Annotated in this window: 11 protein-coding genes; 4 read left to right on the forward strand and 7 right to left on the reverse strand. The window is 67.6% G+C overall.

What is annotated here, in order from left to right:
* Positions 1-10: 10 nt before the first annotated feature.
* The 4 genes from ctaD to AB3K92_RS03570 all read left to right on the forward strand — a co-directional run bounded on the left by ctaD (position 11) and on the right by AB3K92_RS03570 (position 5,796).
* Positions 11-2,650, forward strand: coding sequence for a cytochrome c oxidase subunit I (ctaD, locus tag AB3K92_RS03555; RefSeq protein ID WP_369464451.1), 2,640 nt, complete (start codon positions 11-13; stop codon positions 2,648-2,650).
* The gene (locus tag AB3K92_RS03560; RefSeq protein ID WP_021159141.1) at positions 2,647-3,048 is read left to right on the forward strand and encodes a hypothetical protein; all 402 of its coding nucleotides are present in this window, start codon (positions 2,647-2,649) and stop codon (positions 3,046-3,048) included. Before ctaD ends, AB3K92_RS03560 begins: the two co-directional genes overlap by 4 nt.
* Complete coding sequence (locus AB3K92_RS03565) at positions 3,039-4,649, forward strand: cytochrome c (protein WP_369464452.1); 1,611 nt, start codon at positions 3,039-3,041, stop codon at positions 4,647-4,649. The genes AB3K92_RS03560 and AB3K92_RS03565 overlap by 10 nt, the downstream gene beginning before the upstream one ends.
* A gap of 436 nt (positions 4,650-5,085) precedes the next feature.
* Positions 5,086-5,796, forward strand: coding sequence for a response regulator (locus AB3K92_RS03570; RefSeq protein WP_048028930.1), 711 nt, complete (start codon positions 5,086-5,088; stop codon positions 5,794-5,796).
* A gap of 57 nt (positions 5,797-5,853) precedes the next feature.
* Here AB3K92_RS03570 and AB3K92_RS03575 read toward each other — a convergent pair whose 3' ends face one another.
* The 7 genes from AB3K92_RS03575 to AB3K92_RS03605 form a co-directional block, all read right to left on the reverse strand.
* Complete coding sequence (locus AB3K92_RS03575) at positions 5,854-7,032, reverse strand: hypothetical protein (protein ID WP_369464453.1); 1,179 nt, start codon at positions 7,030-7,032, stop codon at positions 5,854-5,856.
* A 61-nt stretch (positions 7,033-7,093) separates the two neighbouring features.
* Positions 7,094-7,906: a creatininase family protein gene (locus tag AB3K92_RS03580; RefSeq protein ID WP_048028934.1), complete on the reverse strand. Its 813-nt coding sequence runs from the start codon at positions 7,904-7,906 to the stop codon at positions 7,094-7,096.
* Between the two features lie 173 nt (positions 7,907-8,079).
* Positions 8,080-8,478, reverse strand: coding sequence for a RidA family protein (locus AB3K92_RS03585; protein WP_048028936.1), 399 nt, complete (start codon positions 8,476-8,478; stop codon positions 8,080-8,082).
* A gap of 110 nt (positions 8,479-8,588) precedes the next feature.
* Positions 8,589-9,365, reverse strand: a complete 777-nt coding sequence (gene benD, locus AB3K92_RS03590) for a benzoate diol dehydrogenase BenD (protein ID WP_059677962.1) — start codon at positions 9,363-9,365, stop codon at positions 8,589-8,591.
* On the reverse strand, positions 9,362-10,384 hold the full coding sequence (benC, locus tag AB3K92_RS03595) for a benzoate 1,2-dioxygenase electron transfer component BenC (RefSeq protein ID WP_021159133.1): 1,023 nt from the start codon (positions 10,382-10,384) through the stop codon (positions 9,362-9,364). The genes benD and benC overlap by 4 nt, the downstream gene beginning before the upstream one ends.
* Before the next feature lie 39 nt (positions 10,385-10,423).
* Positions 10,424-10,912, reverse strand: a complete 489-nt coding sequence (gene benB, locus AB3K92_RS03600) for a benzoate 1,2-dioxygenase small subunit (RefSeq protein ID WP_021159132.1) — start codon at positions 10,910-10,912, stop codon at positions 10,424-10,426.
* A complete protein-coding gene (locus tag AB3K92_RS03605; RefSeq protein WP_021159131.1) occupies positions 10,909-12,267 on the reverse strand; it encodes a Rieske 2Fe-2S domain-containing protein in 1,359 nt (452 codons plus the stop codon). Before AB3K92_RS03605 ends, benB begins: the two co-directional genes overlap by 4 nt.
* Between the last annotated feature and the right edge of the window lie 99 nt (positions 12,268-12,366).

The following is a 12,366-nucleotide window of genomic DNA, read 5'->3' on the forward strand; positions in this document are numbered from 1 at the left end:
GAGGATGCCGATGGCCATTGCCCGCGACACGCCGCCCCCGCTCAGCCGCGTACCCGATCTCGGCGAAGCGCCGCCCGGCTCCCCGCACGAGCGCGCGCTCGCCGAGCTGTGGGAATCGGCACCCGGCTGGCGCGGCTGGCTCGGCACGGTCGACCACAAGCGCATCGGCCTGCGCTACATCGTCACCGCGTTCGCGTTCCTGCTGCTCGGCGGCGTCGAGGCGCTGGTGATGCGCATCCAGCTCGCGCGGCCCAATGCGACCGTGCTCACGCCCGCGCAATACGACTCGCTGTTTACGATGCACGGCGTCACGATGATCTTCCTGTATGCGCTGCCCGTGCTGTCCGGCTTCGCGAACTACCTCTGGCCGCTGATGCTCGGCTCGCGCGACATGGCGTTCCCGCGGCTGAACGCGTTCTCGTACTGGGCCTTCCTGTTCGCCGGGCTGTTCCTGTACGCGAGTTTTCCGCTCGGCGCGGTGCCCGACGGCGGCTGGTTCAATTACGTGCCGCTCACGTCGCTCGACTACAGTGCCGGCGCGAACATCGACATCTATGCGCTCGGGATGATCCTGCTCGGCATCTCGACGACCGGCGGTGCCGCGAACTTCGTCGTCACGCTGCTGCGGATGCGCGCGCACGGGATGTCGATCGACCGGCTGCCGATCATCGTCTGGGGCACGCTGACGGCATCGGTCGCGAACCTCGTCGCGGTGCCGTCGGTGAGCCTCGCGTTCCTGCTGCTGTGGCTCGACCGCAATGCCGGCACGCATTTCTTCGACGTCGCGAACGGCGGGCGGCCGCTGCTGTGGCAGCACCTGTTCTGGATGTTCGCGCACCCGTGGGTGTACGTGGTCGTGCTGCCCGCGATGGGCATCGTGTCGGACGCGCTGCCGACCTTCTGCCGGCGGCCGCTCGTCGCGTACGAGGCCGTCGCGGTGTCGACCGTCGCGACGATGCTGATCGGCTTCGAAGTGTGGGTGCACCACATGTTCGCGACGGGCATCGCGCCACTCGCGCTGGCGTTCTTCGGGGCGGCGAGCATGCTGATCTCGATCCCGAGCGCGGTCGCGGTATTCGCGTGGATCGCGACGATCTGGACCGGCCGCCCCGTGTTCCGCACGCCGTTCCTGTATTTCGCGGGTTTCGTGCTGATGTTCGTGATCGGCGGCGTGTCCGGCGTGATGACCGCCGCCGTGCCGCTCGACTGGCAGCTCACCGATACGTACTTCGTCGTCGCGCACCTGCACTACGTGCTGCTCGGCATCAACGTGTTTCCGGTGCTCGGCGGCGTCGCGTACTGGTTCCCGAAATTCACGGGGCGGATGATGAACGAGCGCTTCGGCAAGCTGACGTTCTGGGTCGTGCTGGTCGGCTTCAACCTTGGCTTCTTTCCGATGCATATTTCCGGGCTGCTCGGGATGCCGCGCCGCATCTATACCTATCCGGCCGGGATGGGCTGGGATACATCGAACCTGCTGACGACGATCGGCTCGTTCGTGTTCGGGATCGGCATCGTGATGTTCGTCGTCAACGCGCTGACGAGCGCGCGGCGCGGTGTGCGCGCCAGCGAGAATCCGTGGGGCGCGGCGGGTCTCGAATGGTCGGTCGCGTCGCCGGCGCCCGTATACAACTTCGCGGTGCTGCCGCTCGTCGCGTCGCGCCATCCGCTGTGGGAAACGCGCGACGATCCGGCGCGCACCAGCCTGCGGGTCGGCTACCGGCTCGCGGACGGGCGCGAGGCGCTCGCGGTCACGCCGCTCGCCGCCGCGCCGAGCGCGATCCTGAAGATGCCCGACGACAGCTGCATCCCGTTCGTGCTCGCGCTGCTCGCGACCGCCGTGTTCGCGGCGCTGCTCGTGCGCTCGCCGACGCTCGTCTGCGCGGCCGTCGCCGGTTGCGCGATCGCGACCGCCGCGTGGCTGTGGCCGCGCCGCGTGCTCGGGCAGCGCGCCCGCCTGCCGGCACGCGACGACACGCAGGCGCCGGCCGCCGCGGCCGGGCATCACCCGGACGAACCGCCCTCCGCGACGATGCCGCGCGGCGCGCCGGCCGCGTGCATCGAGCCGCTGCCGGTCGGCAGTCAAGGTGAACGCGCGGGCGGCTGGTGGGGCGTGCTCACGCTGATCGTGACCGAGGCCGGGCTGTTCGGTTACCTGTTGTTCTGCTACTTCTACCTGCAGTCGCAATCTTCCGCGCCGTGGCCGCCCGAAGGCATGCCGAAGATCGGGCTCGCGGCCGCCAATACGGTCCTGCTGCTGTCGAGCAGCGTGTTCGTGTGGCTCGCCGAGCGCGCGCTGCGGGCCGGCAGCCGGCCGCGCGCGGTCGCGATGCTCGTCGTCGCGCTGGTGCTCGGCACCGCGTTCGCGCTCGTCCAGCTGCACGAATGGCGCGGCCACCCGTACGGCCCCACCGCGCATCTGTACGGCAGCCTGTACTTCACGATCACCGGGTTCCACCTCGCGCACGTCGTGGCCGGTCTCGCGATCCTCGCGCTGCTCGCCGGCTGGACGGCCGCAGGCTTCTTCGGCCGCGAACGGCGCGTCGCACTGACGGTCGGCGGGCTCTACTGGCATTTCGTCGACTTCGTGTGGCTGTTCATCTTCACGGCACTGTACGTGTCGCCTCACTGGCTCAGGAGCCCGGGATGAACGGCGCGCGACGCTCGTGGACACCGTGGCTCGCGATCGCGGCCGGCCTCGTCGGCGCCCCCGCGCTGTGGTTCGCGCAAATGCTGGTGTCCGAAACGCTCGCCTCCACCGCGTGCTATCCGTTCGGCATCGAGCAGGCCGTGCCGCGCTGGGCACATGTTGGCGCGTGGCTCGCGCTGATCGCAGCGGGCGCTTTTGCGCTGGCCGCGGCCTGCGCGACGTGGCTCGCACACGCATGGCGACACCGGCACGATGCCGATGCGCCCGCCATGGCACGCGACGACAGCACGCGCTTTCTCGCGCGCTGCGGGATGCTCGCCGCGCTCGGCTTCGTGATCGGTCTCATGTTCACCGGGATCGTCACGGCTTTCGTGGGGCCCTGCACTCCATGGCACTGATCCTGATTCCGAATCCGAAGCCGCCCGGGTTCGCGCGGCTTCGCGTGCCGGGCCGCCGCACCGGCGTCGCGCTTGCGATATGCGCCGCGCTCGCGGGCTGCGGCCCGCACGACGAGAAGGGGACGAACGACAATACGGCACAAGCCGCGTCGTCGGCGTCCGCGCCGACGATCGAGCCCGACGCCGATTCGAATGACTGGCATTTCACGCGGATTCGCGAATCGGTGCCCGCAGCCAGCGCGGCGATGGCGGCGCGCGCGAAAGACGATCCACGGCTTGCGCCGCTGCGCTGGGCCGGTGCTTCTGGTGCTTCTGGTGCTTCTGGTGCATCCGCGCCGCCGGGCCCGGTGCCGGACGCCCGAACCCGCCGCCCGGCCGTCGCGGCCGCTGCCGCCGATACCGACACCGCGACGATCGCGCGCGGCCGTTACCTCGCCCGCGCCGGCGACTGCTCGGCATGTCACGACGCGGCCGATCACACGCCGTATGCGGGCGGCCAGCCGGTGAATTCACCGTTCGGGCCGATCTATGCGCCGAACATCACGCCGGACCCGGTACACGGGATCGGCAACTACACGCTGCGCCAGTTCGACAATGCACTGCGGCGCGGCGTACGCGCGGACGGCGGCCGGCTGTATCCCGCGATGCCGTACCCGTCGTTCGCCCGCCTGAGCGACGACGACGTGCGTGCGCTGTACGCGTATTTCATGCGCGGCGTCGCGCCATCCCCGAACGTCGCCAGGCTCACGCAGTTGCCGTTTCCGTTCGACCAGCGCTGGGCACTCGCGCTCTGGAGCACCGCGTTCGCCAACCGCGACCGGTTCGTGCCGCAGCCGTCGCAATCGGCCGAATGGAATCGCGGCGCGTATCTCGTGCAGGGGCCCGGCCACTGCGGCGCGTGCCATACGCCGCGCGGCCCCGGCTTCAACGAACGCGGCTACGACGAGCGCAGCGCCGCCTTCCTGACCGGCGGCATCAACGACCACTGGTTCGCGCCGAACCTGACCGGCGCGGACACCGACGGCCTCGGCAGCTGGTCGGTGGACGATATCGCCGCCTTCCTTCGTGACGGTCATGCGGTGCGCGGCGCGGTGTTCGGCGCGATGGCACCCGTGGTCGGCGAGAGTACCGCGCTGCTCACCGACGCCGATCGCCGAGCGATTGCCGTCTATCTGAAATCGCTGCCGGCGCGCCCGACCGCCGCGACGAATCCGCTGGGCATCGGCACCCCGCGGCTGACGGCGGCCGGCCCGCGTCCGGAAGGCGGCCAACAGGCGCCCGGCGCCGGCGTGTATGCGGGCTTCTGCGCGCGCTGCCACGGTGCGGCCGGTACCGGCGTGCGCGATCACGGGCCGCCGCTCGCGGGGAATTCAGCCGTGCTCGCGGCCGACCCGACCAGCGCAATCCGCATCGTCGTGGAAGGCGCCCGCCCGGCTCCCGGGGAGCCGGGGATGATGCGCCGGATGCCGTCGATGCGTGGCACGCTGACGAGCAGCGAGATCGCATCGGTGGTCAGCTATGTGCGCGGCGCGTGGGGCAATCGCGCGGCGCCGGTGTCCGAGCAGGAGGTGAGACGGTTGCGCAAGGCGATCCGACGGTAGCGCGAAGGCGGTCTCCCGCGTCGATACGGCGGGCCATACGCCACCCGGCAGGTAATATTTTGTAATGATATGTAGAGCAATCTTTACCGGTTTTGCTCTGGCAAGCGCGCGCAACGCCCGCACGCGCGGCGACTTCGCAAACGTTTCCGCACGAACGACACCCCTCCCGGTATTTCAGCCGGTTGCACGCCGGGTACCGCTCCGAACGTGTTTACGCGTACATCGCGTCGTTCGACTAAACACGACACCGCCCCTTCATGCGTTCGCGTTCCTGCAACGCGACGATGCCCCGCCCGCAGCGAGACTCACCGAACGATGCAGATTTCGCCACATTCTGCCGGAATGTTTCTCAGTATCATGCGCGTCTCTTCGGCTTCCCCATGTTCGGACGGGCCTGAGCGCTCGCCACTTTCCCGTTTCGCCCCCTCGTTTAGCGATGCCCATCCGAATCCTGCTCGTCGAAGACGACGTCCCATTGTCCTCGCTGATCGCAGACTATCTGCGCATGCATCAGTACGAGGTGGACACGCTGTTCGACGGCACCGACGCCGTGTCCACGATCGTCGCGCGCCGCCCCGACCTGGTGCTGCTCGACATCAACCTGCCGGGCAAGGACGGCTTCGAGATCTGCCGCGACGCACGCATGCAGTACGACGGCATCGTCATCATGATGACGGCCCGCAACGAGCAGTTCGACGAGTTGCTCGGCCTGGAATTCGGCGCGGACGACTTTCTCCGCAAGCCGATCGAGCCGCGCATCCTGCTCGCGCGGATCAAGGCCCACCTGCGACGGATGCGCTTGCGCCCGGTCGACGGCGCGCCGGCATCGCCGCAGCGATTCGAGTTCGGCAAGTTTTCGATCGACCGCGCGGATCGCAAGATTCGCCTTCCCGACGGCAGCGCGCCGCGCCTGACCTCGACCGAATTCGACCTGCTGTGGGCCCTCGTCTGCCGCGCCGGCGAAGTGGTCAGCCGGGAAGACCTGACGCAGCTGTTACGCGGAATCGAGTTCGACGGCTTCGACCGCTCGATCGACGGCCGCATCTCCAAGCTGCGCCGCAAGCTGCGCGACGACCTGACGGAACCGAAGCGCATCAAGACGATCCGCTGCAAGGGTTATCAGTTCAGCAAGCATGCGTGGGAGTGAGGCACCGCCGGTCGTGACACGCGAGCGCACGACCGCGCGCCCTGACCGTCCGCCGCCCTACCGCATGTTGCCGGTATGGCCCAGCGAATAGCGCCCCGGCTGCGGCCACACCGTCAGGCCGTGCGGCTCCATGCCGACGGGAATCGATCGAACCGTGCCGCTCGTGGTGTCGATCGCGTAGACGACGTCATCGAAGCGGCCCGACAGCCACAGCGTCTTGCCGTCCGCGCTGACGTTGCCCATGTCGGGGCTGCCGCCGCCGGGGATCGGCCAGTTCGCGACCACCTTGCGCGTCGCGAAGTCGAGCACCGATACGCTGCCCTTGCCATGGCGCGGCCCGTGGACGAGATTGGAGCCGCGATTCGCGATGTAGAGCTTCGTGCCGTCGCGGCTCGGATACAGCCCGTGCGTACCGACGCCGGTCGGGATGAAACCGGTTTTCGCGAAGCGGTCGCCGTCGACGACGTATAGGCCGTCCGCCATCATGTCGGCGACATAGAACAGCTTGCCGTCCGGCGACACGCGGATGTCCTGCGGCATCCCTTTCCGGTCGAGTTCGAGGTAACCGAGCACCTTGCGATTCACCAGGTCGATCTTCGCGAGCTTGCCGCCGAACTCGCACGTGAAGAGCGCATACCGGCCGTCGATCGAAAAGTCCGCATGGTTGATGCCCTTGCATTGCGGCACCTCGAGGCTCGATTTCAGCGCCATCGTGCCCGGGTCGTGGAAGTCGAGCCGCGCATGCGCCTCGGCCACGACGATCGCCTCCTTGCCGTCGGGCGTGAAATACATGTTGTACGGATCGTCGACGCGCACTGCCGGGCCGGGCTTGCCCGTCTTCGGATCGATCGGCGTCAGGCTGCCGTCGGTGCGCCCTTCCGCATTGTTGGCGACCCACAGCGTCCGCAGGTCCCATGCCGGCACGACATGCTGCGGGCTGCGGCCGACGGCAAACCGGTCGACGACCTTGTACGTGGCCGGGTCGATCACGTAGACGTCGTTCGATCTTAGGTTCGGCACATAGATGCGCGACAGCGCGCCCGCCACCGCCGCGCTCATGCGGCCGGCCTGGGCCTCGCCGTACAGGTTGTCCGGGTTGATGACGGGCGGCATGCCGGGTACGGCCGCGACGGCGGACGCCGCGATCGCACCCTGGGCGCAAAAGCCGGCCAGCGCAGCCGCGACGACGATCGCGGGACGGGGGAAGCGGATATGAAGGCGAAGGCGCGGTTGCATGACGATGTCCCGGTTCGATGGCATGGAACGACGGCAAAGGCGGCGCAATGGCGCGGCGGCGTCAGCGGCCGGCGGTTTCCTTTCTGATCGCGTCGACGGTGCGCGACACGATCGCGTCGGTGCCCAGCCGGCCGAGTTCGACGCTCGCATGACGCGGATCGCCGCCGTAAACGCCGTCGACGGCGCCCGGCTTCGCGGCGTTGCGCAGCTTGTCGACCCTGACCATGCCCGGCGCGACCGCCAGCAGCAGCGACGTATCGGCCAGCCCCGCGTGCGTGCCGATGTCCGCGGCCGGCACACCGTGCTCGCGCAGGAGTTGGTCGTAACCGTCGGAGCTGGTGCCGTAATACTCGGCCGGCACGAACGCGCGCGCGCCCGTGCCGGCCCACGACTTGTTCAGCCGCGCGACCGACTGCCGGATGTCGTTCTGGTAGCCGCCGTGATCGCCGAGGAACACGATGTTCGTGAAGCCGTGGACCCGGAAGCTGTTGGCGGCGGACTCGAGGGTCTTTTCGAAGACGTCGTCGGGCACGGTGATCGTGCCGGGAAAGCGCATGTGCGAGGTCGGCGGCGCATAACCGCCCTCGGGCACATAGGCGATGACGGGGGCGACGATCGCGTTGCCGAGGCCTTGCGCGATCCGCTCGGACAGTACCGCGACCCGCGCATTGTGCTTGCCCAGCGCGACGTACGGCCCGCTTTGCTCGGTTGCGCCGACCGGGATCAGGATGGTGGTCTTGCCGGCCCGGATGCTGTCGCGCAGTTCGGTCCAGGTCATGTCTTCGAGCCGCACCGTGGCGGGCGCCTGGGCGAGCGCGGCTTGCGCGACGGTGAAAGCGACAGCGGCGAAGACGGCGCGTGGCAGGCATTTCATCGCGGATTCTCGACGGAAGGAAAGAGATGACGCTGCGTTCCCTCGCACCATAAACGAACTCGCGCGACTTGTCGCCGACCGCGGCGTAACGACGCACGCCCGACGTCGCGAGAAAGCATTTCGTCAGGATTGACCGCTGGATCGCGACGTCTCTCGTTCCGTGCCCGCACGCGTCACGCCGGCAACACGGCCACCGCCTTGATCTCGACGATATAGCCGGGCGCGCCGCCCAGCATGTGCGCGCCGACCGCCGTCCATGCCGGCTTCGGGTGGGCATCGAGGTAGCGGTCGCGCACCTGCATGAACAACGGCAGGTCGCGCATGTCGGTATGGAAGGTCGTCAGGTCGACCACGTCGCTGAACGATGCACCCGCCGCGTTCAGTACCTGCTTCAGATTCTCGAACGCCTGCACGATCTGTGCTTCACGATCCTCGACGAGTTGCATCGCCGCATCGCGGCCGATCTGGCCGGATACGTACAGCGTATCGCCGACCTTCAGGCCGGGCGCATAGCCGATCTTCTCGTACACCGCTTCCATTCCCGCCGGAACGATGGCTTTGCGATCACGCATGGGAGTCTCCGTGGCCGGCGTCTTCGCGCCGGCCGGTTGGTGGGTGGATAGATGGATGGGTTGTCGACGAACATCCTGGACACATGCCAGGCGGCGCGACGACGCACGACTCAACCCGTATCGCCGCCCGCGACCGGCAGCACCGTGCCGGTGATGTAGCTCGCCTCGTCGGAGGCGAGGAACAGGATCGGCGCGACCTGCTCGTCGAGGCTGCCGTAGCGTTTGAGATACGCCGATTCCGTGACCTGGCGCACGGCTTCGCCCATCCATGCCTGTTCCCGTTCGCTGTCGCCGGCCGCATTGCGCGGCACGCGGCGCGGCGGTGCGCTGGTGCCGCCCGGCGCGGTGGCCACGACCCGGATGTTGTGTTCCGCATATTCCATCGCGAGCGCCGACGTCAGTGCATTGACGCCGCCTTTCGCCGCCGAGTACGGCACGCGGCGAATCCCGCGCGTCGCGTTCGACGAGATGTTGACGATCGTGCCGCCGCCGCGCGCGAGCAGGTGCGGCAGCACCGCATGACAGGTATAGAGCGTCGGCATCAGCGAACGGCGGATTTCCGCGTCGATCTGCGCGGGCTCGAATTCGGCGAACGGCCGCATGCGGATCGCGCCGCCCACGCCGTTGATCAGGATGTCGATACCGCCGAACGTCTGCACCGCGTGCGCGATCGCCGCATGCGCGCCGTCGTAGGTTTCGAGATCCGCGACGAACCCGGCCGTCTCGCCGCCCGTCGCTTCGGCCGCGACCTCGGCGACGAAATCCGCGCGATCGACGAACAGCACCCTGCCGCCTTCGGCTGCCGCGCGCAGCGCGACGCCGCGGCCGATGCCCTGCGCGGCCCCCGTGACGACGATGACCTTGCCTGAGAATCGCTGCATGATCATGCCGCCTTTGCCGTGACGTTGGGGGTGAACTTCTCGTAGTGGAAGCTGTTCGGCTTCACGCCTTCGTCGTCGAAATACTTGCGCACCGCGTCGACCATCGGCGGCGGCCCGCACAGATACACGTCGACGTCGCCGTCGTTCAGCGCATCGGCCGGGATGTGCTGGGTGACCCAGCCCTTGCGCGGATGGCTCGACGCCGCGTCGGCCACGACCGTCGCGAAGCTGAAGTTCGGCAGCTTCGCCGCATACGCTTCGATCGCATCGACGAGCACGAGGTCGAGATCGCGCGTCACGCCGTAGATCAGGTGCACCTTCTGCTGCGAGCCGCTGCGCGCGAGCACCTCGAGCATCGACAGGAACGGCGCGAGCCCCGTGCCGCCGGCCAGGAACAGCAGCGGCCGCTGCACGTCGCGCAGGTAGAAGCTGCCGAGCGGCCCGTGCAGTTCGAGCGTGTCGCCGGGCCGCGCCGATTCGAGCCACGTGCTCATCACGCCGCCGGGAATCTTCTTGATCAGGAAACTCACCTTCGCATCGGCCGGCGCCGACGAGAACGAATACGAACGGTGCTGGCCGCTCGCCGGCACGTCGATGTTCACGTACTGGCCCGGCAGGAACACGGGCGCGGCCGTGCCGACGTCGAGTTCGAGCACGACGGCCGCATCGTTGTGCTGCTCGACCTTCGTCACCGTGGCCGCGAACCCGCTCTGGCCCGTCTTGCACGCGACCGACGACGTCGGCACCGCGATCACGCAATCGCTTTGCGGCACCATCTGGCAGGTCAGCACGAGGCCGCCGTCCTTTTCGTCTTCGGTGAGCGCGTCGTCGATGTAGTCGTCGCCGAGATCGTAGCGGCCGCTCTCGGCGCGGCACTTGCAGGTGCCGCACACGCCGTCGGAGCAATCCATCGGCAGGTTGATCTTCGCGCGGAACGCCGCGTCGAGAACCTTCTCGCCGGCCTTGCAGTCGATGAAGCGGGTTACCCCGTCCTCGAAGTTCAGTGCAATCTTGTAGCTGGACATGGCGTCACCTCCACTTCCTTTCATGACAAAACAACAGCGTCAGACGTGATAGACGTCGAGCACCTGCCGGATGTAGTCGTTCTTCAGCACGATCTTCTTGTACGAGATCAGCAGCTCATCGCCCGCGTTGCGCAACGTGACGAACATCGTGCCGAAGAAGTGATCGGTCACGCGGTAGCGGTGGTTCAGCGTGTGAAAGTTGTAGCGCACGTCCACTTCGTTCTCGCGTTCGGCCAGCACCTCGACGTTCGTCACGTTGTGGCTGGTGCGCGGCTCGGGCGTCGATGCGCCGCTGCGCTCGGTCTTGATCCGGAACACGCGATCCTCGAGGCCGCCGCGGTCCGCGTAATACATCAGCGAGATCTGGCTTTGCGGATCGTCGGTCGGCCGATCGTCGTCGTCCCACGCGGGCATCCAGTACGTGACGTCCTCCGTGTAGCAGGTCAGCCACTCGTCCCACTGGCGATCGTCGAGCAGGCGCGCTTCGCGATACAGCGCGGCGCAGACAGTCCGGTAATCGAAGCTCATGCTGCCACCTCCCCGCGTTCCTTCTTCAGCGCATCGCGCATCACATTCACCCAATGTTCGTGCTGGCACACGAACAGCCCTTCGTCCTCGCTGCGCTCGCCGGAAATGCGCGGGTTCAGCCCCATCTTCCTCGCGTTCTCGTCGGGCCCGTCGACCCACAGCGGCGCGCCGCGCGACAGGTCGTTCCACATCGCCGTGATGCCCGCATAACCGGCCTGGCACGCGCGAAACTCCTCGAGATCGTCGGCGGTACCCATGCCCGTCACGTTGAAGAAATCCTCGTACTGGCGGATGCGGGTCGTGCGGTCGGCTTCGCTCTCGCCCTTCGGCGCGAAGCAGAAGATGCTGACTTCGGTCTTGTCGACGCCGAGCGGCCGCACCACGCGGATCTGCGTGCTGAACTGGTCCATCAGGAACACGTTCGGGTACACGCACAGGTTGCGCGTCTGGTTGACGATGAAGTCGGCCTGCACGTCGCCGACGCGCGCCTTGATTTCATCGCGATGCTGGTACACGGGCCGCACTTCCGGGTTCATCGTCTTCGTCCACAGCAGGATGTGGCCGTTGTCGAAGCCGTACACGCCCGCGACCGACTTGCTCCAGCTGTTCGCGTCGACGGCCTTGGTGCCGTCTTCCTTGCGGCGGCCCATCGTCGCCGCGTAGTTCCAGTGCACGGTGCTGACGTGGTAGCCGTCGCAGCCGTTCTCCATCTGCATCTTCCAGTTGCCTTCGTAGATGTAGGACGAGTTGCCGCGCAGCACCTCGAGCCCGTTCGGCGCCTGGTCGACGATCTGGTCGATGATCACGCGCGCCTCGCCGAGGTAGTCCTCGAGCGGCAGCACGTCGGCGCCGAGGCTGCCGAACAGGAAGCCGCGATAGTTCGCGAAGCGCGCCACCTTCTTCAGGTCGTGCGAACCGTGCGTGTTGAACTGCACCGGGTATTCCGTCGTCTTCTCGTCCTTCACCTTCAGCAGCTTGCCGGTGTTCGAGAACGTCCAGCCGTGGAACGGGCACGTGAAGCTGCCCTTGTTGCCGTGCTTGCGGCGGCACAGCATCGCGCCCTTGTGCGCGCAGGCGTTGATGACCGCGTGCAGCTCGCCGGTCTTGTCGCGCGTGATCACGATCGGCTGGCGGCCGATCCACGTCGTGTAGTAATCGTTGTTGTCGGGAATCTGGCTTTCGTGCGCCAGGTACACCCAGTTGCTTTCGAAGATGTGCTTCATCTCGAGCTCGTACAGCTCGGCGTTCGTGAAGATGTCGCGGCGGCAGCGGAATACGCCGGCCTCCTTGTCGTCCTGCACGGCGGTGGCGAGCAGGTGATCCAGGTCGTTGGCTTGGTCGATCGTGGCGGACATGATGGCTCCTCCCATGCGCGTGCCGCGTCCTGCAAGCACGCTCGCATCGGTAATCGGTTGAATCTCGCGGGAACCCGGCCGGCGGCGGCGCCTGCGCGC

This window comes from Burkholderia sp. Bmkn7, from assembly GCF_041103175.1.
GTDB classification, from domain to species: domain Bacteria; phylum Pseudomonadota; class Gammaproteobacteria; order Burkholderiales; family Burkholderiaceae; genus Burkholderia; species Burkholderia cepacia.

Coding starts and splice junctions, on each gene's coding strand:
- ctaD (WP_369464451.1), top strand. CDS start 11: ATGGCCATTGCCCGCGACACGCCGCCCCCGCTCAGCCGCGTACCCGAT.
- AB3K92_RS03560 (WP_021159141.1), top strand. CDS start 2,647: ATGAACGGCGCGCGACGCTCGTGGACACCGTGGCTCGCGATCGCGGCC.
- AB3K92_RS03565 (WP_369464452.1), top strand. CDS start 3,039: ATGGCACTGATCCTGATTCCGAATCCGAAGCCGCCCGGGTTCGCGCGG.
- AB3K92_RS03570 (WP_048028930.1), top strand. CDS start 5,086: ATGCCCATCCGAATCCTGCTCGTCGAAGACGACGTCCCATTGTCCTCG.
- AB3K92_RS03575 (WP_369464453.1), bottom strand. CDS start 7,032: ATGCAACCGCGCCTTCGCCTTCATATCCGCTTCCCCCGTCCCGCGATC.
- AB3K92_RS03580 (WP_048028934.1), bottom strand. CDS start 7,906: ATGAAATGCCTGCCACGCGCCGTCTTCGCCGCTGTCGCTTTCACCGTC.
- AB3K92_RS03585 (WP_048028936.1), bottom strand. CDS start 8,478: ATGCGTGATCGCAAAGCCATCGTTCCGGCGGGAATGGAAGCGGTGTAC.
- benD (WP_059677962.1), bottom strand. CDS start 9,365: ATGATCATGCAGCGATTCTCAGGCAAGGTCATCGTCGTCACGGGGGCC.
- benC (WP_021159133.1), bottom strand. CDS start 10,384: ATGTCCAGCTACAAGATTGCACTGAACTTCGAGGACGGGGTAACCCGC.
- benB (WP_021159132.1), bottom strand. CDS start 10,912: ATGAGCTTCGATTACCGGACTGTCTGCGCCGCGCTGTATCGCGAAGCG.
- AB3K92_RS03605 (WP_021159131.1), bottom strand. CDS start 12,267: ATGTCCGCCACGATCGACCAAGCCAACGACCTGGATCACCTGCTCGCC.